This window comes from Rosistilla carotiformis (genome assembly GCF_007753095.1).
GTDB classification, from domain to species: domain Bacteria; phylum Planctomycetota; class Planctomycetia; order Pirellulales; family Pirellulaceae; genus Rosistilla; species Rosistilla carotiformis.
In genome coordinates this window covers 5,630,105-5,654,269 of sequence record NZ_CP036348.1, presented here as the reverse complement: position 1 = coordinate 5,654,269, position 24,165 = coordinate 5,630,105, and the positions used below count along the sequence as shown (strand labels likewise).

Below are 24,165 nucleotides of genomic sequence, written 5' to 3'. Positions count from 1 at the left end.
CTTTCCATTTCTATTCATTTGGGCAGCCATGAACTTTCGAGATCTGACGCACTGGGGCTTTCAACGCAATCGCGGGGCGAGTTTCGGGCGAGTTGTTGTCTGTCTCCTGGCTTGGGGTTGCAGTGGGCTGTCCGCCGTGGCAGCTGAATCGGTTCAGTCGTTGCAGTTGCCGTCGGCGGTGGAAAACCAGTCGCTTCGGCTGCTCGATCCCGAAGCGGGCAAGCTGCATGTGATCTGCTTCTTGGGGACTGAGTGTCCATTAGCCCGATTGTATGGTCCGCGGTTGTCGGCGTTGGATTCCGAACTGCGCGATCGCGGCGTGCGCGTCTTGGGAGTCAACAGCAACCGCCAGGATTCGCTGCAAGAGGTCCGCGAGTATGTCGACCGGTATGCGATTTCGTTCCCGATGGCGAAGGATTACGACGGCGCTGCGGCGACGCTGTTGGGAGCGACGCGAACGCCCGAGGTCTTTGTCCTCGATGCGACCGGCAAGATCCGTTACCAAGGCCGGATCGACGATCAGTATCGACCAGGCATTTCGCGTCCCGTCGCCACGCGCAGCGAATTGCGCGAAGCGATCGACGACCTGCTGGCCGATCGACCTGTCGCGATGCCGCGGACTACGGCGGTCGGTTGCATCATCGGGCAATCACGACCGTTGGCAGACGAGGGCTCGATCACCTTCTGCAAACAGGTCTCACGCGTGCTGCAGCAGCACTGCGTCGAATGCCACCGCGCCGGCGAGATCGGTCCGTTTGCCCTGACCGATTACGATGAAGTCGTCGGCTGGGCCGATATGTCGCTGGAAGTGATCGATCAAGGGCGGATGCCTCCATGGCACGCGAATCCCGAATATGGCGACTTCTTAGGGGCCCGGCAGATGTCGGCGGGGGACAAGCAGATCTTGCGAGATTGGGTCGATCAAGGGATGCCCTATGGCAATGCCAACGACCTTCCCGAACCGCTGCCGCCGCGCGGCGATTGGGGACTGGGAACTCCCGATCTCGTCTTTGCGATGAACGACAAGCCGTATCGCGTGCCGGCCGAAGGGACGGTGGAGTACCAGTATTTTGTCGTCGACAGTGGGTTTACCGAGGATCAGTGGATCCAGGCGGCTGAGGTGATCCCTGGCGACCGCAGCGTCGTCCATCACGCGATCATCTTTGTGCGCCCACCCGATGGCCAACGCCAACGCGGCGTCAATTGGTTGACCGCCTACGTTCCCGGCCAACGCGTCGCGGAGTACCCGCCTGGGCTGGCCCGCCGCGTTCCCGCCGGTTCCAAGTTTGTCTTCCAGATGCACTACACGCCCAACGGTTCGGAGGTTGACGATCTGACGAAGGTCGGCATCAAGTTGGCCGATCCGGCAACGGTTACCAATGAAGTCTTCACCGTTGCGGCGATCGATCAAGAGTTCGAGATCCCACCGCGGGCGGCCAATCATCCTGTTCAAATCAAGCCGGGCGGATTGCCGAAAGCCGGGCAATTGTTAGCCGTTGCGCCGCACATGCATCTGCGCGGCAAAGCGTTCCGTTTAATGGGGCAGATCGCGGGCCAGCAGGAGACGTTGTTGGATGTGCCAGCGTACGACTTCAATTGGCAGCACTCCTATGCCTTCGCCAACCCGATCGATCTGTCGACGGTCAAGGAACTAACGGGGACCGTTTGGTTCGACAACTCCAAGGACAATCTGGTCAATCCCGATCCATCGCAATACGTCAGCTGGGGCGATCAGACTTGGGAAGAGATGGCGCTGGCGTTTTTCGAAGTCTGCCAGCCATTGGACGACAAGCCGGATCGCCGAGCCAATAAGCAGGCGAAAGCAAAGCAGTCGCATGAGAAGAGCGTCGCCGCCGACGAAGCGACACAGCGAGTCAACGACTTCGTCCGCGACTTTTTTGAGCAGATGGATACCGACGGCGATGGCAAGGTCGCCCGCGAAGAGACGCCGATGGCCTTCAGCCGCTACGGATTTCGTAAGTTCGATCGCGACGGCGATTCGATCCTCACGCGGCGGGAAATCGAACAGGCCGCCAAGAAGCGGTTTGGCTCGTGAGTCGCTTGTCCTCATTTGCTGCCCGAGAGGCCGATCATGGATGCCGCTGATCTGCCGCGACGCTATCGAAACTTCATCCGCTTTCACACGCATGTGACCTATCCGGACGAGAGCGAGCGGCGTCAGCAAATCAACACCGCCGAGGTGATTCGGCGGCTCGACGCGATCGGAATGCAGCACATTCCGATTCCAACGATCTGGGATGGCGTGCATCTTGTCGACGACGGACGCTTGGCCGGATCGCTGGAGATCGAGCGGCGGATCGGGCTGACCTACCGGATGCGGATGGGGCGGATCAAGCGTTTCCTCGACGACATCTTTCATTGGTCGCAGCGTGATACGGCGATCTACCATGCCTTGGCATCCGCTTTGCGCGAGATCGAATTCGATCAGCTGGAGGGACGCACCGACATCGATCGCGCGATCGCCAATGTCGCCTTGATCTCGACCGTCAAACAAGCCCTTGCGATCGGGCTGGCGTCCGACGTGATCGCCGCGCAAGTCAACTGGGCTCTTGGCGAAGTGGGCGGGCTGACAGCCGATGAGATCGAATTGTTGGAGTGTCTGCCCGACGAGGATTCGCTGCAATCGACCGACCAGCTCGACCTGGAACGGATGGCCTTGGATCGTGGGATCAGCCAGATTCAATTGGTCGAAAACCTCGAGACACGCGATAAGATCGCGTCGCTGCTGAGCGACTGTTTCGGTGGCGTCCGTCGCGAGACCGAGCACAAGGAGATCCATCCGCTGTCGGTCCGGCGGTTGGATATCGCGTCGCGGATGCTCAGCGAACCGGGGCTCGAAGCGTTGGTGCGGATCGCGCGGATCGCCAACGAATACGTCGGCTTTCAGCCTCGCTTTGAAAAGAAAATGTTGCCGGCGGCCGACGGTGACCAGACGCGGATGCGGATGATGCAATCGTTCGACGAACTGTCGCGGATGGTGCCGGCAGCGTGGGCGCTGAAAGTCGCGTCGCCCAAATATTTTCGCTACCGCGTGGCGACAAAAAGCTTCATGGTCCGCGAGAAGATCAAGAAGAGCGACAAAAAGCAGCTGTTCTACGCGATGTTGGATCGCTCGAAATCGATGCAGCAGGGAGAACGGATCTACAAGCTGATCGCCATCCTGATGAACCGTTTGCGAGCTGTGCTACGGCGCGAAGCCATTTTGGGATTCAGCTTTTTCGATTCCGTCGTTCACGAACAGGTGCTTGTCGACGAAGTGTCTCAGGCACGCCAGGCGATGCAAAACCTGCACTCCAGCTTTTTCCTTGGCGATGATACCGATATCAACCTCGCGATTCGCGAGGGGATCACGCGGATCGAAGCCGTTGTCGCCGACACTCAGGCCGAACGTCCCGAGCTGATCATCGTGACCGATGGCGATCATGGGATCAACGTCAAGCCAGAAGAGCTCAACGGGATCATCCTGCACGCGTTTATCGTCGAAGAGGTCAACGACGACCTAATCCAGTTGGCTAAAGCGACCGGAGGCGTCGCCTTGCAACAGCTTTAGCTTCAGGCTTGAAGATTGCTGAAGCAAAGTTGTGGCGAGTCGATGTCGCGGGAAATCCTGGTCTCAAGCAAGACGTCCCAGGAAGTCGCTCCATTTCGCTATTTGCCGTAGAACCAATCGACGTTCAGGCGAGACATGTGCAAGCCATCGTTGCTGTGATAGACGATCAACGCGGTTCCATCTTCCAGGAATTCAATGCACTGATATCCCAGATCGTTGGTAGGGTCGTCAACCAGGTTTCGTTGGTGCACGAAGGTTTCGCCCTCGTCTTGCGAGATCGCTGTCGACAGCACGCTTCGCAGTGGAAGGCCGCTCTCGCTCTTGGACTTGCCGCTGATCCAAATGAACAGCAAGTCTCCGGTCGATGGAATTCGGCGGACCGTAGGCAGGCCAGCGTAAGGCATTTTCAACTCACGAATGAGTTCGCCCTTTGACCAGGTTTCGCCTCGGTCTTCGGAATAGGCTTTCAACGGGTAACCGCTATATGAGCGAGCGAACATCAGCAGTCGGCCGTCTTTTAATTCCACGGCATCGGGTTCTTGGACCTCGATTTTTCTCGAGTCGTACAAGTCGACGTCGTTTTTGCTCGGATGCCAACTGTATCCTTGGTCGTCGGAGTAGAAGGTTAAGCCGACATAACCATTGTGGTCATGGGAACTAGGCATGTATTTCTTCGTCGCCGCTACCGCGATGATGCGGCCATCCTTGAGAGACAGCAGCTTGTCGTTGTGCACGAGGGTGTATCCCGCGTACGGCGTCATCGGCAGTTGCTCACTCCACGTTTCCCCTTGGTCGGCGCTGCGACGATAAAGGGTCATCGCGTAATACGGCTTGGCGGGGTGAGTGGTGTAGTTGTAGGAGATGAGAAGGTCCCCGTTGTCCAGCTGCAGCAAGCTTGGATGGTTGTATCTTCCCGGTCCCGACGAGGGTGGCTGAGCGACGATAACCTTCGGCTCGCTCCATGTACTTCCTTGATCGGTCGAAGTCTTGGAAACAATGCCTCCGCCTTCACCGGGTTCGGTGTAGCAGAACAAAAGGGAGCCATCCTTTCGCTGGATCAAGTCGCCATTGATGCCGCGATATCCGCGTAGCTTCTCTGCTTTGGGAACAATGTGTATGTCTTCGATTGCTTCGGCGGCAACAACTGAAGAAATCGAGGCGGCGATGACCAGCAATGTAGCAAAAGCGGTGTTCGTTCGTTGATTCACGCGATGGATTACCTGAGGTGATGTTCTTGTTGGATTGCCGAATTCACAAGCTTCTAAGCAACTTTGCGGCGTTGAGACTATTTGTCTTGATTCCAGCGAACCGTGCAGCGCAGGTCGGTCCACTTCGCCGCCGCGTCTTTGTCGCCGAGTGAAACCGTGACTTGGTTTTCATTCAGCTTGAGCATTCCAGGATCCACTGTGCATTCCAGCCATCCATCCGCAGCGGTCGATGGCTTCAGCGCGACTCCATTGAGCGCGACTTGGATGTTCTGAGGAGCTTCCTTGTCAAACTGAAGACGGAGTGTGATTTGGGGCGGAGTGGCGGAATCCAGCTTTTGATATTCCACGCCGTTGTAGAAACTGACCGTCGCCGCTTTGTCGGGTGCTACCGAAACCGCTGCTTTCGGATTGAGCGTGGCGATCTTTTGGTAGCTGCGATGCGGCAAGGCGCCTCCTGCGGCCGCTCCGACGCCTCGGATGCTGGCAAAATAATCATGGTCTTGCCGGGCGAGTGTTGCCGGCTCACCAAGCTCTTTCCAGATGGGCGCGTGGGGATCAAACGAATTGAATAGGTTGAGTCCCGCCATGCCGGCGCTTCGAGCGGCCAATGCGCGGCCGCGATAGGCCTCAACCGTCATTCGCAGTTTTTTAGCCTCGGGATCTCGGACGCGGGATTCATCCAACGACGGGTAGACCGGAACGTTGTACTTGTTCCCTAGTTTGACCGAATCCTCCCATGGGCTCAGCCGGTAATATCCCGACACCGTCATCAGGTCGATCAAATCGTCTTGCATCCATTTCTCGATATCGAGACCACTGTCACGGCAGTAGGAGACCGAGTCGGGGACGCGGACCGAAAGCAGGATCGGGGTGCCTCGCTTTTGTCCTTCGATTTCCGTGACTTTTCTGATTCGACGAATCATGTCCGTCATCAGATTTCGTTCTTCTTCGTTGCAGGGCGTTCCCGATTGGGCTGCCCGTTTGAAGAAGACTGGGTGTCGAAAGAAGTCGAGTTCGATTCCGTTGATGCCGTAGTTCTGGCAAACCTCTTCGACATACGCGACCGCAAGATCGCGAATCTCAGGGCGAGTGAAATCGACAGCGCTCCAACCGCCGAACTTGGGGCGATTTTTCGGGGTCCCGATCAGCCATTCGGGATGCTCGAGCTTCAACGGGTTCGCTCGCAACATGATCGGCCCGTATCCCGATAGGCCCGCGTCATGCGTGTCGTTCATGCGAAACGACCAGAAGATTTCGATGTCATTCTTCTTGCCGAAATCGGCCATGACTTGCAGCGGGTCGGTTCCCGCGTCAAGCATTTTTTCGATCGAGTTCTTGGAGAACAAACCTTCTTTTGTCTTAAAGACATTCCCCACTTTCGTGTCGTGGGTGAACATGCCGAAGCCGCTGCTCCACGTGCAATAGAAAATCGTATCGACGTGGGTGTTCACCAACGGAGAGGTGCGGTGACGAAGCAGTTCCTCGGGTGTCGTATCGCGACAGAGATAGACCGGTTCGTTTCCGTCGTTATTAAAAATGATCCGCCGCTCGCGCTGAGTGGCCTGCTCCCTGTCTGCTTTCAATTGAGCAAGGGAAAGAGGCTCGTCAGCTTGAGCGGGACCGATTGCGACAACCAACAAAACAAATAGCGTAGTACCAACAAGCGGCAATCGGATCATCAAACAAATCTCGAAAGTAGGTGGGGAGTTTAAGAAGTGTCGTTCGAAGCCTAACGATGTGGTTTAGAAGTCTTGCAGGACTTCGCCTCCACCTCGTGTCGTCAGGCCATAAAGAAGCGTCTGGTCCATCGTTTCGGTGAACAATCGAACGCTGCCGTCGGCGAGTGCGAAGTGGGCGCCACCGGGGTGATAGCTCGAAAAACCTTGCGGCCGGTAATTGAAAGTTCCTCCGCCGGGCAAGGTGAATGGCCCGTTGATACCGGTCGAGGTATCGAAGACGTCATATAAGGAATAAGTATTGGCGTTCAGGGTGTTCGCTGGATTCAAGTCGCCGGTGACTTCGCCGATCAGCAGTGTGTTGGAGGTGCCATCGATGATGTCGCGGAACTTGGTAGAGGACCCGCCATAAAAAATGCCGTTGCCGTCGGATCGCGGGCGAACCCCCGTGGTTCCCGAACTGTTGCAACGCCAGTCACGAGAATCCGCAACGCCAGCCATGTCGGTGCGGGCAAAGGCATCAACGAGTCCGGCTAAACCGGTGTTGACCATCGTATCGCTTTGCGGATTGGAAGGACAAAGATAAACGGGGATTGGTCCCAACGCGATGTCCGGATCATGGTTTGGGCCGTAGCCCGTAACATAATTGTTGACGTTGAATTCAATCGCATCATAACGCGCGCTCTGTTCGATGAACGGCAACGTATGAACGCCCCACGAGAACATGTGAGGGCCGGTAAGGCCGCTGCAACCACCGGTGATTCCTCCCCCCAAGGGAAAGGTTCGGTGGGTGTCGTGATAGTTGTGAATCGCCAATGCAACTTGTTTGTAGTTGGCCGAACAGGACATGCGGCGTGCGGCTTCGCGTGCGGCCTGGACTGCAGGCAACAACAGCCCGACCAAAATGCCGATGATCGCAATCACGACTAAAAGTTCGACGAGTGTAAAACCACGGCGCAGCAAGATGCGTTTGTTCTGCGGAATCATTGTCTATTCCTAAAATCAAAAGGGAAAAAAGAGTGGATCTAGAAGTGGAGGCGGGAAGGGGGAAGGAGCTAAAGATTCGGTGGGGTGTTCGAGGCTATTTTCAACGCGCTGTCCAGGCTTTAGCGACTTTGGCTCGCGTGATGTGTTCTCTTAGAAGTTCGGAAGCTGCTTTGATTTGATTGGCTTCCAATTTCGCAATGATTTCGCGGTGCTCTTGAATCACGACCGCTTGGTTTTGTTTGCGGATGTCTTCGGTGACCGGAGCGAGCGGATAAAAATGTTGGGCCGAATGGGAAAACATCTTCGCAAGGATTTCGTTTCCCGAGAGTTCTAAGAGGGTCTGATGGAACAGAAAATCGGATTCATAAAACCCCATCGTCAACCCTGCCAGATGCAGGTCTTCCATCGTGCTGCAGATCTTCTTAAGCGGGGACAAGTTTTGGGGGGCTGCATCGGGACCAAACGTTAATTCGAGCGCGCCGATTTCGAGAACGACTCTGGCGTCCCAAAGCGAGTCGTAGTGGACCTCTTCGGTGGTCGGCACAAAAAAGCCTCCGGTCGCTCGCCGTATCAGAAGCCCATCGTGGGTAAGAAGTATCATCGCCTCGCGCAACGCAGCTCGCTGAGCCCCTAGCCGTTGTGACCATTCGACTTCCGCCAAACGACTGCCGGCGGGGATCTGGCCGCACACAAGCATCTTCCGCAACACGGAATAGCATTTCTCACTCGCGTTCAGCAGGACAAGCCGCTGTGGTTTCTTCTCGGTGATCATCCCGTTCAGAATAGCACCTGCTGTGTACAATATCAACAATAAAATGAACTCAATATTTACATGGTCCGACGAGCCGAGATTGGGCTCGTTGGAGCCCTTTTGCTGCGATTTCGGTTGTGAATATGCCTATTCGTCGATGATTCCTGTTACTTCAACCCGCCGTTCTTCGTGGATGGTGCACAAAAAGTGATTGATTTCGTGTACTGTTTTGCTAAGGTTGGAGGGCTGTCGTGGGGGAACTCTCGGTTTTGCCTCCCCAACTTTCTTTCGATATTCCATAATAGATGGGTCAAGATTTATGAGACCGTTCGAGTTTCGCATCGTGGGTTTGATCGCGTTGGGGCTTCTCGTTTCTGGAGGCTGCTCTAGCGAAAGTGGACCGGAACGACGCGTCGTGACGGGGCGCGTTACCTATCAAGGCGAAATCGTGCCTTCGGGAGAAATACGGATCGCTCCAGAAGGAGACGGACCGGTGTCGGCCGCACAAATTTCGAACGGCGTTTTTGAAATCGCACAGCGCGGGGGCGTAGTCATTGGTCCGGCGAAGGTGATGATTGTCGCGGTGCCTTCGGCGGCTGGTGTCTCACAAGACGAATTGGACCGTGGCGGCGCTAAACCAAAAACGATGGCGATTCCCGCAAAGTACAACGACAAGTCTGTATTGACCGCGGAGATCCAGTCGGGCGACGGTGCGCAGACGATTGATTTTGACCTGGAATAGGCGTTCCTTTTCGGCCGCGCGGACCCTCCGGAAGTACCGCGTGCAGTGCAAAGTTCGTTTGCACTGATTGGTTGAGCGGCAGCTGTCTTCGATCCCCTCACGCTAGAAAAGTTTGATATGCAGTTGTCATCTGTGGTGACACCTTTGGATGATGAGAACTTGGCGCGCGTGGCCCAGTTGGGCGTCAGCGCTGTCGCCATCCGTTATCCGGGCTTAGAGCTTCGGGATCTTTTGGAAACCCGCGAGCGATTGAGTCGCCATGGCCTCAAGATCGCTGCGATCGAGGGGGAACTGCCGATTCAAAATGCCATCTTAGGCACCACGGATCAGGCGAATGATTTCAGCCGCATGAAGCGGTTGTTTGCCATCATGGGCGAGGCTCAGGTGCCCATCTGTTGCTACAACTTTATGCCGGCAACCGATTGGGCTCGAACCGACACAAAGGTTCCGGCGCGAGGTGGGGCGCTCACAACCGCCTTTCGCAGTTCGGATGCGGAATCGGCGGCATCGTTGCATTCCATCTCGAGTGCCGATTCGATTGCGCCAATCTCCACCGACCAAATGTGGCGCAACCTTCAGCGGTTTCTGGAGGAGTTGTTGCCTGCAGCCGAAGCGGCTGGCGTCGCCTTGGCGATGCATCCCGATGATCCCCCGCTGGCATCGTTTGGCAAACATGCTCGGATCATGAATCGCGTCGAGGACTTTGACCGGTTGCTTGAAATTTCCGCTTCGCCAAGCAACGGGATCTGCTTTTGCCAGGGGAACTTCGCCGCAATGGGAGCCGATATTCCAGGCACGATCCGGCGATGGGGAAAGCGGATCCGCTACGTTCATTTTCGAGACGTCCAAGGGACCGCCGACGACTTCGTTGAGACGTTCCACGACAATGGCCCAACCGATATGGTGGCGGCGATGAAGGCCTACCAGGAGATTGGATTTACCGGACCGATCCGTCCCGATCACGTGCCTCAACTGGTTGGTGAGGAGCAGGGGCAACCGGGATATACCATGTTGGCCCGGTACTTTGCTTTCGGATATATCCGAGCGCTCATTCAAGCGACAGCGCTGCCTGCGGACGGCTAAGGTATTGGACGAGGCCACGAGTCCTTGCTCCTGCGTCGAAGGTAGTGGACGAGGTTACGAGTCCGTACGTCTCTGCGGCGCGGCGGGACTCGTGGCCTCGTCCACTACGGAGAGAACATTTCACACGGGTGATGGTAGTGGACGAGGCTACGAGTCCTCGAGTCTCTGCGGCTACAAGTCCTTGCGGCGTCGTGGCGCGGCGGGACTCGTGCCCTCGTCCACTACGGAGCCGGAATTGCGAAATCATTTTCGAACACTGCCTGGAGAAAATGCCTAACGAATTCGACGAGGCGTTTTCGACGACCAGCGACCGTTCCACGGAACCCAAACAAAACGCATGAAACTAAAAGATAAAGCGATCATTGTTACGGCAGCAGGCAGAGGGATCGGGAAGGGGTGCGCTGTCGAATTGGCGCGCGAAGGTGCTGTTCTGATCATCAATGATCGCCCCGGAAGCCAAGACCTGAAGGCAACCGTGCAGGAGCTGCGCGACCAGGGTGCCAGCGTGAAAGGTGTCGAAGCCGATGTCTTCACGCGGGCAGGCTGCGAAGGTTTGCTTCGCGACGCGGTGGAGTATGCCGGGCCGGTGTATGGTCTGGTTAGCTGTCCCGCTTTTCAGAAGGTCTCTCCATTTCTCGATCTGCAGCCGGAAGACTTTGAGAAGGTGGTCCAGGGAACGCTTTGCAGCAGTTTTCATATGAGCCAGTTGGTGGCACGCCAGATGGTCGACGAGGGGATTGCGGGGAAGCTAGTTTTTATCTCCAGCGTGCTTGCTCAGCGTCCGATGGCTCAGAAAAGTGCGTACTGCGCAGCCAAGGCGGGCTTGAATCAATTGGCCATGACAATCGCTGTCGAACTGGCCAGTCGCCATATCAATGTCAACGTGATCGAACCTGGCTGGATCGATACCCCTGGGGAACGCGAGGCGTTCACGCCGAAGTTTTTCGAGGAGGAAGCGCCCAAGCTGCCTTGGGGCCGACTGGGATCAGCTCGGGATATCGGCCGTGCGGCCACGTTCCTGATGTCGCCCGATGCCGACTACATCACGGGAACGGTCTTGCCAGTCGATGGGGCGTTTCGTTATCGCGACGGACGCATGCTCGACTGATCCAATCGATGCGGCGTGGGCCGTGAATCGCGTCGCCACGGCTCAACGTTTTTCGTAATTCTGATCGACAGCGGCTGCGAAAAGCTTCTGTTGTTCTGTCGACTCGATCTGCGGCAGTCGTCGCGTGCGTCGGATAGTTGACGCTCATTTTGGATTAGCTTGGACTGCCGCAGCTTTTACGTTCGTGGCGCCCGCAACGCTATTTGTTCCACGTCGGGCGGGCGTTTGCCGTGATCTCGGCGTCAAGCGCTTTCATGCGTGCTTCCATCGCCGCAACTCGATCGGGATGGGCGTCGGCCAGGTTCGTCTGCTCACCCACATCGGCTTGCAGATCGAACAGCATCCGCTGCGGCAGGTTGGTATCGGTCTTCAGCTTCGCCGACGGCTTCTTCTTCGGCGGCGCTTTGACTAACAGCTTCCACTTCCCCTGCCGCAGGCCTTCCAGATCGCCGCGGGAAGTGTAATAGACAAATTCGTCGCGCGATGCCTCGCCCGATTCTCCAGTCAGCAGGTGGGCGAGATTCATTCCATCGATCTTGCGATCGCTGGGCAGTTTACTAGCGGTCAGCGCGGCGATCGATGGCAACAGATCGATCGTACCCATCAGTTCGTCGCACTGGGTCCCGGCGGGGATCCGGCCTGGTCCCCAGACGACGCAGGGAACGCGTTGCCCTCCTTCGAACGTGGTCCCTTTCCCCGCGCGAAGCGGACCGGCCGAGCCGCCATGATTTTTGAACTGCAGCCATGGGCCGTTGTCCGACGTGTAGATCACGTACGTGTTTTCGGCCAGCTCCAATTTGCGAATCGTATCGATCAACCGGCCGACTTCCGCATCGATGTGCTCGATCACGCAGGTGTAGGCGTTTTGTGGATCGGCGTCGTACGCATCCTCGGGAACGTACAGCGGAATGTGGGGCATGCTGTGCGGAAGATAGACGAAGAAGGGCTTCTTCTGGTTCTCGCGGATGAACTCGATCGCCCGATCGGTGTAACGTCGCGTGACGGTCCGTTGGTCGACGGGCAGTTCGACAATTGTTTCGTTTTCGACAAGGGGCGTGTTCCAGAGCGTCAACGCACTCTCCGGACTTCGCCACAGTTCATCCGACGCCACGCGCGGCTTCCCTTTGTTGTCCGGGTGATTCATGTCGTTGGAATACGGGATCCCAAGATAGGTGTCAAACCCGTGCTGGCGGGGCAACGTTTCGGGGTGGTGCCCAAGATGCCACTTGCCGAAACATGCCGTCGCATATCCGAGCCCTTTCAGGTGATCGGCGATCGTATGCTCCGCTGGGTTCAGCCCTTTCGTTGATTGCGGAAAGAGCACATGTTCGTGAAGACCGACGCGCTTGGGGTAACATCCGGTCAACAGTGCGGCTCGCGACGGAGTGCAGACGGGTGACGCGACCATAAAGTTTGTCATCCGTCGCCCCTCTTTCGCCATCCGGTCGATGTTGGGCGTCTTGATCTTTTCGGATCCGAAACATCCGAGGTCGCCGTAACCTTGGTCGTCGGCGAAGATGATTACGAAGTTGGGAGTCGCGGCAGGGCTGATCTCGCAGCGGAACAGACAGAAGCCGGCAAACGCGGCAAATAGAATCGATCGATACATCGACAAACTCGCTAGGTGTTGGAGGATGGGGAGTCGCCATTCTAGCTGCCCGCCCGTTGCGATGTGGGGGTCGTGTTCAGTCGGCTCGCATTCCTTTGTCGCGCGGTCGATTTTCGACCGCGGTCTCGAAGACCGTCGCAGCGGCTTTCGCCATCAAGTGCAGTGTTTTGCGGGATGGATGCAACGGCAATGAGGCGTGACTCGGCTGTTCGAAGAGCTTTGCTAACGCGGCTTCGATCTGTCGTTCGACTTGGTCGACGATTCTTGGTTCCATATCGAATTCTCTGATAGTTGCGGAGTGGACTCTGCCATTAGCCTACCATGAGGCCGTTCGGCGAGTACTGAGGATCTGTGGTCTATCGCAGGGTGTTGCTTGCCACCAATGGTGGTTTTCTTGTGCCCTTGCAGTGTGGTTTCTGGTTCCTGTGGTGTGGATCTGCGTTCCGTTTGTGGTGTTTCGTGTTCCCTAAAGGTATGGAAAAATTCCGAAAAAAGAACGTTGTGTTATCCACCGATGAATGGTGGATATGTGGATTAGTGGTTGGTGGTGGTCCTTTGTGGTTGCCTAAGGCTTGATTGTTGCACTTTTGCTAAGTTGACAACTTTTTTAGGTCGACGCAGACTTGGGGAAGTTCCTAGTTTTTCATTAAGTTTGTATCCAGAGTATCGAGGCTTTGCAGAAGATGATCCGAACCCAGAGACGTGGTTTTACACTGGTTGAGTTGTTGGTCGTGATTGCGATCATCGGTATTTTGGTCGGGCTGTTGTTGCCCGCAGTTCAGGCGGCACGCGAAGCGGCGCGTCGGATGCAGTGCAGCAACAATCTGAAGCAGATTGGCTTGGCGTTGCACAACTACCATGACACGTTCAAAAGTTTCCCGAGTGCGGCGATCTACACGGGACAAGCACCGAAGCAGAGCCCTCCATTGACTTCCAACCGCTGCAATGGTCGCGATGAGTTTTGGGGCGCGACATGGATGGTTTTGATTCTGCCGTTTATCGAACAGCAAGCGGCCCACAATCAGATGGATTTTGGACAAGTCGCACGCTCGACGGTCAACAACGCGATCACAGGGGAGACGATGGAAGCTTATAATTGTCCGTCGCACCCTGGCGTTGGCTCTCGATTGACACAGGATTACAACGGTTTCGCGAAGGGCAATTATGCTGCAAACGGTGGAACACACTACACGCAAGACATGAGCACCTTCACCAGTAGCACTTACAAAGGACCGTTTTCGCTTCCAGCCCAGTACGGAGCGAAGTTTCGTGATATCACCGACGGAACGTCGCAGGTGATCGCCGTAGGCGATATCGTCGCCTCGCTTGGCAACACGGGAGACGATCGCGGTGCGTGGGGGTGGCCCAGTGGAGTGATTTTCGGTTTGCGTGCCTCAGCTTTCGCTAACGGTCTCTTGACGCCAAACGATTCGCGGCAAACCGACTGCACCGCTTACGCGAGCAACGACAACTCCAACGTCAACTTCAACCAACGCAACAACCCGGATTGCTCCACGACACAGGGGATGGCGTTGCGTAGCTACCACCCCGGCGGCGTACAAACGGTCTTCTGTGATGGAAGTGTTCACTTTATCACCGAAACCATCGATGAGGTCATCTATGAAAATCTGCTACGGATTCAAGACGGCCAACCGATTGGGCCGTACTAATCTGAGTTAGCGATTCTGCGGGAGCAGATTCACGTTCAATGAAGCGGGGGAGTACGCGCTCCGCGTCTCCTTCGCTTGACCTTTCTCGAGCCAGCTGGCGGGTATGGAACGGGTAGGTCAGGACGACATTTCAACCGACCCAATCGTCGGCTCGAGCTGTAAGCGATTTAGGGGAGCCCGGCCTGTATCAACGGTCCTCCCCTTCATGAGCCCGCCTTTCGTGTCTGACGCCCCGTCGCACGGACCCTTTCTTCGTTCCCCCGTACCTTTCAGGATCGACTGCAGATGTTGTCCCGTTCTTCTAGTGTTATGGCATCCCTTTTTCTTGTTTCGGCGCTGTTGACCGGATGCACGGGGGGAGCACCTGTTCCTGCGGAAGGTCAAGTGCTTCAAGACTCGGCGCATTTTGTGTGGGGCTTCATTGATGAGGCCAAGAAAGCACGCAAGGCCGATGTGATTGAGGAAAAACTAAGCATCTTGATGGAATCACTCGACGCTCAGGCCGATGCGTTTGGCGGGAAGTTGATTGTTTTACGAGATGCGGGCAAGACGCTCCAAGCTTCGTTGCAGGCGGGCGCCCCACCAGCCGAGAGCGTGCAAAAATTTGCCGACGCGGTCAGCGCGGTGATCCCTGAGCCTCAAAATCTGGGCGAGTAGTTCGTTTTCCCATTGCGCTCTCAAGGCTGCGCTTGGAGCGGATTGTCTTTCTAGGATGAACCCGGGGGCACTGCGCTCCTGGTGGACTGGCTACGGCTTTAACGCATGCGTTCGCTGAAATTGCATAGACGATGTGGCGCAGCCTGGTCTGTGGATAGGATCGGAAGTTGGCTGTCGGCGCTGCAATTGCGTTTCCTGACGGAAAAAACTGAATGGCCTGCAGGCCGCCCATGGTGGGCAGCCGGGTTCTGCTGATCGTCTCCACGTGGAGGGGCGTTGGCGGTGACAAGCGGTCTGCGTAGCCTGGTCTCTTCTTTGGTTGTCGAGGCTGTATTTCTTGAACATGCAAGGCTCGCGTCACGTTGCGGCGACGTTGGCGAAGCCTCTCTGATGCAAAGCGTCGGCCGCGGGCCAGTTTACCCGCCGGCGGGCGTTCTTAGTGCGATGGGTTGCGCTCGTCGCGATAGGCCAATACTGCGAACGTGGTAAGGTTGCGCATGCGCGGCTACGGTGCAGTGTGTGACATGACATCGCTCTTTATAGCGCCTTCGCGGCCCAACGTGAAAAAAATGAATGACGGGTTGTCCACCAGAGCGTGGTGGATTTGTGCAATAGTGGGGGCGAGGGTGCCGTTGAGTAGGGGCTAGTCGCGGTGGGGCTCCCGGAAAGAGTTGACAGACATCTCAGTGGGGGGCACACTCCCCCTCTGGTAATTGTCTCTCTATCTTCCGTTAAAGCGTTCTTGAGGGTGTTAAGTAATGGCTCGAATCAAGCGACAGGGTTTTACATTGGTCGAATTGTTGGTCGTGATCGCGATCATTGGCATTTTGGTTGGTCTGCTGTTGCCTGCGGTCCAAGCGGCGCGGGAAGCGGCCCGGCGGATGCAGTGCAGCAATAATTTAAAGCAGATTGGCTTGGCGTTGCACAATTACCATGACACCTACAACACGCTGCCGCCTGCGGTTATCACTCCCGCAGCCGATCCAAGTGATACGACCGCAAATAATCCAATTGGGGGCGGAAACGTTGAAAGCTGGGGCTGGGCCGCTTTCATTTTGCCCTTCATCGAACAAGGTGCTCTCCACCAATCCGCAGGGATTGGAGAGGGACGTTTGTTGGAGCTTGAAGTCAACAACGCTGCCAAAGTGGTTGTGTCGGCGTACCGCTGTCCTTCCGACGTCGGCACGGACGTCGGCGATGCAGCCCAGCGGTTTCTGAAAGGGGCTGGTTCAAATTACGCGGTTTACAATAACTCCCGCTCGGGCGTCTTCTATCACAACACGACGCCAGACGGTGGCTTCTATCAGAACAAATCGCGTAAGTTTCGCGACGTGACCGATGGCCTCAGCAACTCGATGGCAGTGGGAGAATCGTGCTCGCGATTGAACGGCCAAACGATGAGTTTGAAATCATGGGCAGGTTGCTTCTACGGTGAGGATGGCAACTGCTTGGATGAAGTGGGGCTATCGGGGCGTTGGCCCATCAATGATTCAACCGGTTCGATCGACCAAAAGGGAGAAGCGCTTAGCAGCTTGCATCCTGGGGGCGCGATGGTGCAGTTGTTTGATGGCAGCATCCGTTTCCTGTCGGAAAACATTCAGTTCGCCCGCAGTGCCGCCCCGAACAACAATACGAGTGCCTGCGACAGCTTGTATGAGTTCTTGATTGGGATCAACGACGGAAATCCTCTCGGCGATTTCTAGTCGCTTTTCAATCTGCGGCGTTTTGAACGTCGAATTGTTGTTCAAGTGAATGATGCTGGGCTGGGAGGTTGGTTTATTCCGCCTTGCAGCCCCGGCCTAACCACGATGTTTTTTCCCACTATCAAATTGTGATCCAAGGCTTTTTTCCGATGCCCGTTGTTCGTCGAAATTTTCAGATTCAAACTGCAGTATTGATTGTCGCTTTATCCCTTGCAGCGATCGGTTGTGGCGGCTCAAGTGCCCGTGATTTGCCGAAGCTTGGCCAGGTGACCGGAACCGTTACGCTCGATGGACAACCATTGGCCGATGCGGTGGTTTCGTTTCAGTCGAAGGATGCGGGGCGCGTTGCTTCGGGAGCAACCGATGCGGCAGGAAACTACACGATCTACCTGCTGAACGACATTGAAGGAGCTCCGGTCGGTACGAATCAAGTCATGATTGTGACCGCCAAACCGGGCGACGATGCGATTCCAGGAAGTGCCAAGCCTGAAGTGCTTCCTGCCAAATACAATGCTGAATCCGAGCTTTCCGCGGACGTCCAGCCAGGCGACAATCAGTTCGATTTTGAACTTACGTCCGCCTGATTCAATCGAAGCAGGTACTTCAATCTGCGGCAGCGGCCTTGTTGATTGCTAGGATGCTCCATTCGTGAGTCCACATGTAACGAGGGCAAGAGTCGCCGCCATCAGCAACGAAGTCGCGACAGTTGCTGCATCGAGTTCGGCGATGCGCTCGGCATCTCCGATTCGATACCTCTCTCCGCTGGAACTCGTTTTCGGCCGTTGAGTAAAGCATTTCGGCATGAACAACAAAGACGATGGACCCGGCTTTCAAACGGGGCCGCAGATCGACTCTGCGAACTCGGTTGCGCTGCGCTATAAAACGAGCTTCAAATATTTCGATGTTCACAGAGCGTTTGCCCACAGCGTTGTGGCATCGTTCTATTGCTTCTCCAACTTCCCACCGATCGGTTTGCGGAGATTGGCGATGTTCGCGGAGTCAACGACAGTGTCAACTGGCGTTGACAGTTCGGGTCGCGTGTGTCAACACAAGTCGACGCCTCGCCGCGAGATTCCTCATTTCAATGCAGGGCTTTCGTATCTGGCTCGCGATTTGCACTCTCGATTCCTTATCCAGCACCATTTCGGAACCGCGGTAAACTCGCTCGCGATGAACGGATGAAACCAGCGATTTTTACCTCGCTGGGATTCTATCCAACGAGAGTGTAGACCAATGCTTACCTCACTAGTCGCAAACACGCCGTCCGGTACAAAGACGCATGGAACTCCGGTGCCACGTCCTGTCTTCCCATCCGCTGGCAAGCAAGCATCACGGTCCGATGAGATAGCGGCGCGTAAGCGGATTCACCGATCGCTTGAGGAGAACGAGGCCATCTCCATGCACGACGCGGAAGAACGGTTTCGCTTGAAAGCAATCGCGATCTTGTTTGTCGCCATGGCGCTCGCGGGGCTGATCTTGATGGCCTACGTCATTTTTATCCCCGAATCGCTGGACTACGACATCACGCCGCAACGGGATTTTTCAACTTGGCACCCTGGCCAATCGTCGTAAGCTTTGAAGCCGACTGCCGTTTGGCGGAACTGCCTCACGAAGGTCTGCTCCGGACGATCGTGAATTAAAACGAGCCTCCTCATCCGCTCGCTCTCCCTCCATTACGCTTCCACTCGCAGGAAGAAATCCTTAGTGCTTCAAACGCACAACTTCGCTGAGAGTTTTGGAGGAAGCCAAAAGGCCACTCATTTCATTGGTTCGTTTGCAGTACACAGAGTGTTCCATGAAAATCATCGCTTGACCGCACGCGTCGCGATGAACGTGTCGAGAAAGTCGGACAAGGGATCGTTGTCTGTTTTTGGAAAACGATCTTCATAGAATCCGGTCAGCATCAGTCCAGCTCTCAATTGTCCGCCGATCTGATCCTCCAAGGTGTGCCCAAATTCAAGCGGCTTCTCCGCATCGATCGCCTCTTGAATGTGAACCTCATCCAGATGGTCCAAGTCGGAATAGGGCAGCGGGTACCGGACTTCCAAATTGCCGTTTTCCTTGCGTTCATCGTCGAAGAGGAACCGCATCGGATTCGTGAAGCCAGCCAGCAACACGCCCCCGCTTCGCAGCACACGGTGGCACTCGCGCCAAACCGGCAACACCTTCGGCACGAAGGAGTTGGAGCAGGGATGGAAGATCAAGTCGAACGACTGATCGGAAAACATCGACAGGTCGACCATATCGCCTTCGACGCACGTGATATCCAATCCGTCGCGATCGGCCACCAATCGGTCTTGTCCCAACTGGCTGGGTGAATTGTCGAATACCGTCACCTCGGCACCAGCGGCCGCCAGAACGGGAGCCTGTTGCCCACCGCTGGAAGCGAGGCACAGGGTCTTCAATCCAGTAAGAGGTGGAAACCAATCGGCCGGAACCGGCTTGATCGGTGTCAGGACGATTGCGAAATCTCCGCACCGCGCCCTTTGAATGGTCTCTCGATCGACCGGCGTGGTCCAACGATCGCATCGGTCGACCTGTTTGTCCCACGCTTTCTGATTGTGTCTGCGAACATCCGATTCGTGCATGAGGAACTCCGGCATTGAGTCGGTAAGTTTGGTCGTGCGGGAAACCCGACTGAAATCCGTCACGCCACGACTGGGTTTTGAAGTGTCGGGATCTTCGCCGATTTGAACAGCGTTGCCTACCCTTTCGCTCGGAACAGCCGAATGCCAAACCGTATCCCAACGTCCACAATCCATTCGAATCGCTCGATTCGAAATGCTTCAGATTTCCTGCGGTGAATCGAATCAGCCGCTGCAGTCGGCTGGCGAGTTCATCTACAATCGCGTACCAACGATTCCCACTTCGACGGACACCTCCTATGCGATGCAACCGATGGCTCCAACGCAAAGTGCGCCCCAAGACGGAAGGAAGTCGCGATGTCCGCGGATAGTTCGCAAACCGACGCACCGCTCGACGAAGGCCAGCCGCCCGATGAGGCCAAGCGGCCGATGCGTTTCGGCAAGGTAGCGATGACGTTTTTTGTCTGCCTGGGTCTGCTGGCGGGTGTCGGGACGTTTACGTTTGGATACGGCAAAGGGGCCAGCTATCTGAGCAATAATCCGGAAACCTGCATCAATTGTCACGTGATGCAGGACCACATGGATTCCTGGCAACAGAGCAGCCATCATCATGTGGCCGTTTGCAACGACTGTCACTTGCCCCACGACTTCGTTGGCAAATGGGTCACCAAAGCGGACAATGGCTTCTTCCATTCGCTCGCCTTCACGATGGGAGGCTACAAAGATCCGATCCAGATCAAGCCGCGAAACCAACGCGTTACGCAGAGCACCTGCATATCGTGTCACAAGGATTTTGTTCATCCTCTGCTGCCCGCGATCGCCGGGCACGACATGTTATCGTGCGTCCATTGCCACGCCGATGTCGGCCATGCCGGTCGTTAGATCGATCGGCTGGCACCGAGCCGATTGACTCTCGATCCCGCGGCGTCCGATCCGACACGTTGTCTTTACTCGCCACACAAACTTCCACTTCGATTCGCCTCCAACCGATCGCCTCTCATGACAACTTCAGACAACCGATCGCGCAGCCTTGGCTGGTTGGCATTGCTAACCGGCACCGTCGCCGCAACCACTTTTGGTGTCGTCGCGATTCTGGTGAACATCTTCGAACGCAAGCAGGAAGCGCGGACACCGTTTGTCCGCGTCGTGGAGGTCGATGAGGTCAGCACCGATCCCAAACCGTGGGGACTGAATTTCCCGCAGCAATACGAAGACTATCTGAAGACAGTCGACGACGAATACACCGACTACGGCGGCAACCACGCGCTCCCCCCCAGCAAACTGGAAGAGTATCCGTGGCTGAAACGATTGTTCGCGGGGTACGCGTTCAGCATCGAGTACCGCGAAGCTCGCGGGCACGCGCACATGTTGGCCGACCAAGAGGTGACCCGGCGCGTGACCGAGGTCCAGCAAGCGGGAGCCTGTTTGCACTGCCATGCATCGATCATCCCGACCTACCGCCGCATCGGCATGGAACAACTGGGGCAGGAAGTCACCGCGGCGAAGCTGGCCGAGTCGTTCAACCAAGAGGCGGTGATGGCCGGCTTTAAAGCGGTCAGCCAGCAGACGTACGAAGAGGTGCACGCGGAACTGGAGAAGACTCCCGACGGCGTGGTCGAAGCGGCCGCGGGCGATCCGCATCTTGGCAACGCGCATCCCGTCTCCTGCATCGACTGCCACGATCCCAAAACGATGGCACTCCGCGTCACACGTCCCGGCTTCTTGATCGGAATCGACAAACTCGCCAATAGTGACGATCCGGTGCCGCATCTGCCCAGCATCGCCAAGTGGCGCAAAGCGGGCTCCAAAGGGACTTACGATCCGAACACCGACGCGACGCGGCAGGAACTGCGTTCGTTTGTCTGCGGCCAGTGCCACGTCGAATACTACTGTGCCAACAAGATGACGTTGACCTTCCCGTGGAGCAACGGGCTGAAAGTCGAAGACCTGGAAGCCGAATGGGACAGCACGACCTTCCCGAGCGAGAACGCGGATGAGACGGGCGAGCCGTTCTATGACTACGTTCATAAAGAGACGGGGACCAAGGTCTACAAGGCACAACATCCGGAGTTCGAATTGTGGAGCCAAGGGATTCACGCGCGTGCCGGCGTCAGCTGCGCCGATTGCCACATGCCTTACGAAAAAGTTGGGGCGACGAAGGTCAGCAGCCACTGGGTTCGCAGCCCGATGACCAACATCAACAAGGCCTGCCAGACATGCCACAAGGTTTCCGAGCAGGAGATCAAAGACCGCGTCGATTTGATCCAGCATCGCACGAGCGACCTGATCGACCGAGCGGCCGCCGCGGTGACGGAGATGTTCGACGCGATCATCGCAGCCCGCGAGGCGGGAGCCAGCGACGAACAACTGAAGCCGATCCGCGACCTGCAACGCAAAGCGATGTGGCGACTCGACTTCATCGCCAGTGAAAACAGCAAGGGTTTCCACGCCAGCCAAGAGTCGGCTCGGATCCTCGCCGAATCGATCGATTACAGCCGCCAAGCGATCGCTGGCTGCTACCAACTGGAAAGCGAGCCGGCGGCAGAGCCGGCCAAGGGCGACGCATCCTAAATAAGCGTCGCCGACGCGCGTGCATTCCGTTCGATCGCCAAGGACATTTCTGCGGCGATCGGAAGCGATTTGGAGGGTCCGATCATGCGGATTCTGCCACAATTCGCCTTCGTTTCCCCGCGACTCAGCCACAAAATGGGACCAGCCAACCGCAGCGGCTCAGCTTGTCCTGCGTTCTCGATTAAGATGGCACAGCGTCGCGTTGGCTACCGCAGTTTTGTCGCTGCCCCAGCAAATGCGACCGCAACTGATTTCATCGCCTGTTCGAATCGCATGGAAACCCACCCAATGACAAAGTCGTTCTATACGTCCCTTCTTTCGCTGGCCCTGCTGGCCGCCTCTACCACCGCAGCGCTGGGCCAGTCGTCGCCAAACGCGTTGACTTTTAATGATCCCAATCCGCAGCGGTACCAATTGAAGGCACGAGCCAGCGAGCTGGATCCGCGAGTCCAAGCACATCCGGAGATCGATTTTTTGATCGATACCAAAGAGGGCAAACCGGCTGATTTCCAACAGGCGGCCGTCGACACCCGCGTCGCGCCGAAGGGGAAGTTGGTGATCTGGTTGATGGGGCACAACCAAGGTCTGTTCGATCGCTGGAACAGCTATGGCTTGCACGCGATCCGTGTCCACTACGCCAACAAGTGGTTTTCGATCTGCTGTCGCGAAAATCCGGTCGGTGAAGAATGTCGCGGCAACATCCGCTTGGAAGCGGCCACCGGCGAAGACTTCAGCAGCGATGTCGACATTCCCAAACCGGACGGCATGATGGAGCGGGCACTCAAATTTGTGCAGTGGCTGGCGAAAGAGAATCCTCAAGGCGGCTGGGATTACTTCTTAACCGAAGATGGCAACGGCCTCCGCTGGGAGGATGTGATCATGTCGGGAAGCTCGCACGGTTCGACGACGGCGGCGCGGTTTGCCAAGCATCAGAAGGTCAGTCGAGTCGTCGCGTTGTGCGGACCTCGCGACAACTACCAAACCTGGCAATCGCTTCCTTCAGCCACTCCCGAGAACCGATACTTTGGCTTCTCTCACGTGCTCGACGGCGGTTGGACGGCAGATCACTATTGCCGCAGCTGGGAGATGCTGGGGATGAATAAATTTGGTCCGATCGTAAACGTCGACAAGATCGGACCGCCCTACCAAAACACCCGCCGATTGATCACCGACTTCGACGTCGACGGCAATGCGCGACGAGCTCACAGCAGCGTTCAACCCGGCGGCAGCGCGGGCAAAGACGCCGATGGCAAATATATCCACGAAGCGGTCTGGAAATATTTGTACACCCATCCGGTCGACGTAGTTGGTGAAGCCACGCCGCCGGATGCAAGCTGTATTAAAGATCAACGCTAAATAATCGGAGCCGCCGACAGATCTGGTGACTTTGCGCACCAGATCGCATTTTGGTTCAGCGTGAATTGGAGTCGATCGAGATCGCTGGTATTCGGAGGTGGAAACAAAGTGGGGCTCATGCTGAAGTGAGTCCCCGTTTCGAGATGTCAAATATTGGGCTCCCGATCCGAATAAGCGATGGTTCAAGCGTGGAAGGTTTTTCGCACCCGCGGGAACATTGAAGGGAACAGTAGCGGCATCGTGGGACGCAACTGCCCTTGGACAGTTCACTTGGCACGGCGCTCGAGATGGTTCTCGCCAGAACGCTCTATCTTTCGACCAAGCAGTTGCACTTTACCTCGGGCCCACAACTGTTGAGCTAGCCGTAGCTCGAGTTGCAACGCGGGTCAGAGAAGGTGGGCACAATATTCCAGAACCGCATATCCGCCGTCGTTACCAACTTGGCATCAACAACTTTGCGTCGCTATATAAGCCCGTTCTCGATGAATGGGTTATCTACGACGGATCGAGCCGACCCGGTGAGATCATTGTCGGAGAGCAGGACAACGTTCGCCGAGTCTATGACGATGCGCGGTTTGCTGAACTCAAACAATTGTCCCCGGAGCTAATGCGATGATTCGAGACAACACACCCGAGCTAGTACGTAAGGCGAACGCCGCAATGCAGCAAGCAGCCAATGACGTTCTTGTTCGCGCCCGCCAACACAACACCCCGATCGTCCTTTGGCGTGATGGCAAGGTCGTTGAAGTCGATCCGTTTTCAGAGGAATTTGACCCGCCGTCGAAAGAGCCACCAGCAGCAGGAACGGAATAGACGACTGGTTCACCGACACGTGTATCGATTCGTTTCCGTAACAATCGGCCACCATCCGGTCGACGTGGTTGGTGA

Annotated in this window: 21 protein-coding genes; 14 read left to right on the top strand and 7 right to left on the bottom strand. The window is 56.4% G+C overall.

Annotated elements, in window-relative coordinates; all coding sequences use genetic code 11:
• Window positions 1-28: 28 nt before the first annotated feature.
• Together Poly24_RS20460 and Poly24_RS20455 are read left to right on the top strand one after the other, a co-directional pair.
• Window positions 29-2,056 carry a redoxin domain-containing protein gene (locus Poly24_RS20460; RefSeq protein ID WP_145099920.1) on the top strand — a complete coding sequence of 676 codons (2,028 nt, stop codon included), beginning with the start codon at window positions 29-31 and terminating at the stop codon, window positions 2,054-2,056.
• A 36-nt stretch (window positions 2,057-2,092) separates the two neighbouring features.
• The gene (locus tag Poly24_RS20455; RefSeq protein WP_145099917.1) at window positions 2,093-3,571 is read left to right on the top strand and encodes a hypothetical protein; all 1,479 of its coding nucleotides are present in this window, start codon (window positions 2,093-2,095) and stop codon (window positions 3,569-3,571) included.
• 98 nt (window positions 3,572-3,669) lie between these two features.
• Here Poly24_RS20455 and Poly24_RS20450 read toward each other — a convergent pair whose 3' ends face one another.
• The 4 genes from Poly24_RS20450 to Poly24_RS20435 form a co-directional block, all read right to left on the bottom strand.
• Window positions 3,670-4,779 (bottom strand): sialidase family protein, encoded by a 1,110-nt coding sequence (locus tag Poly24_RS20450; RefSeq protein ID WP_197452056.1) that lies wholly within the window; start codon window positions 4,777-4,779, stop codon window positions 3,670-3,672.
• Between the two features lie 77 nt (window positions 4,780-4,856).
• Window positions 4,857-6,458, bottom strand: coding sequence for a glycoside hydrolase family 10 protein (locus Poly24_RS20445; protein WP_145099914.1), 1,602 nt, complete (start codon window positions 6,456-6,458; stop codon window positions 4,857-4,859).
• Window positions 6,459-6,521: 63 nt separating this feature from the next.
• Window positions 6,522-7,442 (bottom strand): DUF1559 domain-containing protein, encoded by a 921-nt coding sequence (locus tag Poly24_RS20440; protein ID WP_145099911.1) that lies wholly within the window; start codon window positions 7,440-7,442, stop codon window positions 6,522-6,524.
• A gap of 100 nt (window positions 7,443-7,542) precedes the next feature.
• Window positions 7,543-8,214, bottom strand: coding sequence for a GntR family transcriptional regulator (locus Poly24_RS20435; RefSeq protein ID WP_145099908.1), 672 nt, complete (start codon window positions 8,212-8,214; stop codon window positions 7,543-7,545).
• Window positions 8,215-8,542: 328 nt separating this feature from the next.
• Between Poly24_RS20435 and Poly24_RS20430 the strand changes: the two genes are divergently transcribed.
• From Poly24_RS20430 to Poly24_RS20420, 3 genes are all read left to right on the top strand, one after another.
• Window positions 8,543-8,935 (top strand): hypothetical protein, encoded by a 393-nt coding sequence (locus Poly24_RS20430; protein ID WP_145099905.1) that lies wholly within the window; start codon window positions 8,543-8,545, stop codon window positions 8,933-8,935.
• A 117-nt stretch (window positions 8,936-9,052) separates the two neighbouring features.
• A complete protein-coding gene (locus tag Poly24_RS20425) occupies window positions 9,053-10,018 on the top strand; it encodes a mannonate dehydratase (protein ID WP_145099902.1) in 966 nt (321 codons plus the stop codon).
• A gap of 337 nt (window positions 10,019-10,355) precedes the next feature.
• Window positions 10,356-11,126 carry an SDR family NAD(P)-dependent oxidoreductase gene (locus tag Poly24_RS20420; protein WP_145099898.1) on the top strand — a complete coding sequence of 257 codons (771 nt, stop codon included), beginning with the start codon at window positions 10,356-10,358 and terminating at the stop codon, window positions 11,124-11,126.
• A 199-nt stretch (window positions 11,127-11,325) separates the two neighbouring features.
• Here the strand turns inward: Poly24_RS20420 and Poly24_RS20415 are convergent, their stop codons facing one another.
• Window positions 11,326-12,735 (bottom strand): sulfatase family protein, encoded by a 1,410-nt coding sequence (locus Poly24_RS20415; RefSeq protein WP_145099895.1) that lies wholly within the window; start codon window positions 12,733-12,735, stop codon window positions 11,326-11,328.
• Window positions 12,736-12,811: 76 nt separating this feature from the next.
• The gene (locus Poly24_RS20410; RefSeq protein ID WP_145099892.1) at window positions 12,812-13,009 is read right to left on the bottom strand and encodes a hypothetical protein; all 198 of its coding nucleotides are present in this window, start codon (window positions 13,007-13,009) and stop codon (window positions 12,812-12,814) included.
• 409 nt (window positions 13,010-13,418) lie between these two features.
• Here Poly24_RS20410 and Poly24_RS20405 point away from each other — a divergent pair, with 409 nt between their 5' ends.
• The 5 genes from Poly24_RS20405 to Poly24_RS27175 all read left to right on the top strand — a co-directional run bounded on the left by Poly24_RS20405 (window position 13,419) and on the right by Poly24_RS27175 (window position 18,337).
• Entirely contained in the window at window positions 13,419-14,405 is a 987-nt protein-coding gene (locus Poly24_RS20405) for a DUF1559 domain-containing protein (RefSeq protein WP_145099889.1), read from the top strand.
• A 285-nt stretch (window positions 14,406-14,690) separates the two neighbouring features.
• Window positions 14,691-15,062: a hypothetical protein gene (locus tag Poly24_RS20400; protein WP_145099886.1), complete on the top strand. Its 372-nt coding sequence runs from the start codon at window positions 14,691-14,693 to the stop codon at window positions 15,060-15,062.
• Between the two features lie 758 nt (window positions 15,063-15,820).
• Complete coding sequence (locus Poly24_RS20395) at window positions 15,821-16,765, top strand: DUF1559 domain-containing protein (RefSeq protein WP_145099884.1); 945 nt, start codon at window positions 15,821-15,823, stop codon at window positions 16,763-16,765.
• A gap of 266 nt (window positions 16,766-17,031) precedes the next feature.
• Complete coding sequence (locus Poly24_RS20390; protein WP_231753254.1) at window positions 17,032-17,349, top strand: carboxypeptidase-like regulatory domain-containing protein; 318 nt, start codon at window positions 17,032-17,034, stop codon at window positions 17,347-17,349.
• 814 nt (window positions 17,350-18,163) lie between these two features.
• Window positions 18,164-18,337 (top strand): hypothetical protein, encoded by a 174-nt coding sequence (locus Poly24_RS27175; protein WP_197452055.1) that lies wholly within the window; start codon window positions 18,164-18,166, stop codon window positions 18,335-18,337.
• 230 nt (window positions 18,338-18,567) lie between these two features.
• Here Poly24_RS27175 and Poly24_RS20385 read toward each other — a convergent pair whose 3' ends face one another.
• Window positions 18,568-19,353, bottom strand: a complete 786-nt coding sequence (locus tag Poly24_RS20385; RefSeq protein WP_145099878.1) for a class I SAM-dependent methyltransferase — start codon at window positions 19,351-19,353, stop codon at window positions 18,568-18,570.
• Window positions 19,354-19,779: 426 nt separating this feature from the next.
• On the opposite strand from Poly24_RS20385, the gene nrfH reads away from it, so the two are divergent.
• The 4 genes from nrfH to Poly24_RS20365 all read left to right on the top strand — a co-directional run bounded on the left by nrfH (window position 19,780) and on the right by Poly24_RS20365 (window position 24,090).
• Window positions 19,780-20,232 (top strand): cytochrome c nitrite reductase small subunit, encoded by a 453-nt coding sequence (nrfH, locus tag Poly24_RS20380; protein ID WP_145103217.1) that lies wholly within the window; start codon window positions 19,780-19,782, stop codon window positions 20,230-20,232.
• A 117-nt stretch (window positions 20,233-20,349) separates the two neighbouring features.
• Complete coding sequence (locus Poly24_RS20375; RefSeq protein ID WP_145099875.1) at window positions 20,350-21,921, top strand: ammonia-forming cytochrome c nitrite reductase subunit c552; 1,572 nt, start codon at window positions 20,350-20,352, stop codon at window positions 21,919-21,921.
• A 288-nt stretch (window positions 21,922-22,209) separates the two neighbouring features.
• Window positions 22,210-23,277, top strand: coding sequence for a BPSS1187 family protein (locus Poly24_RS20370; protein WP_231753253.1), 1,068 nt, complete (start codon window positions 22,210-22,212; stop codon window positions 23,275-23,277).
• A 612-nt stretch (window positions 23,278-23,889) separates the two neighbouring features.
• Complete coding sequence (locus tag Poly24_RS20365) at window positions 23,890-24,090, top strand: hypothetical protein (RefSeq protein WP_145099872.1); 201 nt, start codon at window positions 23,890-23,892, stop codon at window positions 24,088-24,090.
• Window positions 24,091-24,165 lie beyond the last annotated feature (75 nt).

What these genes read in the sequence shown, in the direction of transcription:
- Poly24_RS20460 (WP_145099920.1), top strand. Translation starts at nt 29, where the DNA reads ATGAACTTTCGAGATCTGACGCACTGGGGCTTTCAACGCAATCGCGGG.
- Poly24_RS20455 (WP_145099917.1), top strand. Translation starts at nt 2,093, where the DNA reads ATGGATGCCGCTGATCTGCCGCGACGCTATCGAAACTTCATCCGCTTT.
- Poly24_RS20445 (WP_145099914.1), bottom strand. Translation starts at nt 6,458, where the DNA reads ATGATCCGATTGCCGCTTGTTGGTACTACGCTATTTGTTTTGTTGGTT.
- Poly24_RS20440 (WP_145099911.1), bottom strand. Translation starts at nt 7,442, where the DNA reads ATGATTCCGCAGAACAAACGCATCTTGCTGCGCCGTGGTTTTACACTC.
- Poly24_RS20435 (WP_145099908.1), bottom strand. Translation starts at nt 8,214, where the DNA reads ATGATCACCGAGAAGAAACCACAGCGGCTTGTCCTGCTGAACGCGAGT.
- Poly24_RS20425 (WP_145099902.1), top strand. Translation starts at nt 9,053, where the DNA reads ATGCAGTTGTCATCTGTGGTGACACCTTTGGATGATGAGAACTTGGCG.
- Poly24_RS20420 (WP_145099898.1), top strand. Translation starts at nt 10,356, where the DNA reads ATGAAACTAAAAGATAAAGCGATCATTGTTACGGCAGCAGGCAGAGGG.
- Poly24_RS20415 (WP_145099895.1), bottom strand. Translation starts at nt 12,735, where the DNA reads ATGTATCGATCGATTCTATTTGCCGCGTTTGCCGGCTTCTGTCTGTTC.
- Poly24_RS20410 (WP_145099892.1), bottom strand. Translation starts at nt 13,009, where the DNA reads ATGGAACCAAGAATCGTCGACCAAGTCGAACGACAGATCGAAGCCGCG.
- Poly24_RS20405 (WP_145099889.1), top strand. Translation starts at nt 13,419, where the DNA reads ATGATCCGAACCCAGAGACGTGGTTTTACACTGGTTGAGTTGTTGGTC.
- Poly24_RS20400 (WP_145099886.1), top strand. Translation starts at nt 14,691, where the DNA reads ATGTTGTCCCGTTCTTCTAGTGTTATGGCATCCCTTTTTCTTGTTTCG.
- Poly24_RS20395 (WP_145099884.1), top strand. Translation starts at nt 15,821, where the DNA reads ATGGCTCGAATCAAGCGACAGGGTTTTACATTGGTCGAATTGTTGGTC.
- Poly24_RS27175 (WP_197452055.1), top strand. Translation starts at nt 18,164, where the DNA reads ATGCACGACGCGGAAGAACGGTTTCGCTTGAAAGCAATCGCGATCTTG.
- Poly24_RS20385 (WP_145099878.1), bottom strand. Translation starts at nt 19,353, where the DNA reads ATGCACGAATCGGATGTTCGCAGACACAATCAGAAAGCGTGGGACAAA.
- nrfH (WP_145103217.1), top strand. Translation starts at nt 19,780, where the DNA reads ATGCGTTTCGGCAAGGTAGCGATGACGTTTTTTGTCTGCCTGGGTCTG.
- Poly24_RS20375 (WP_145099875.1), top strand. Translation starts at nt 20,350, where the DNA reads ATGACAACTTCAGACAACCGATCGCGCAGCCTTGGCTGGTTGGCATTG.
- Poly24_RS20370 (WP_231753253.1), top strand. Translation starts at nt 22,210, where the DNA reads ATGACAAAGTCGTTCTATACGTCCCTTCTTTCGCTGGCCCTGCTGGCC.
- Poly24_RS20365 (WP_145099872.1), top strand. Translation starts at nt 23,890, where the DNA reads ATGATTCGAGACAACACACCCGAGCTAGTACGTAAGGCGAACGCCGCA.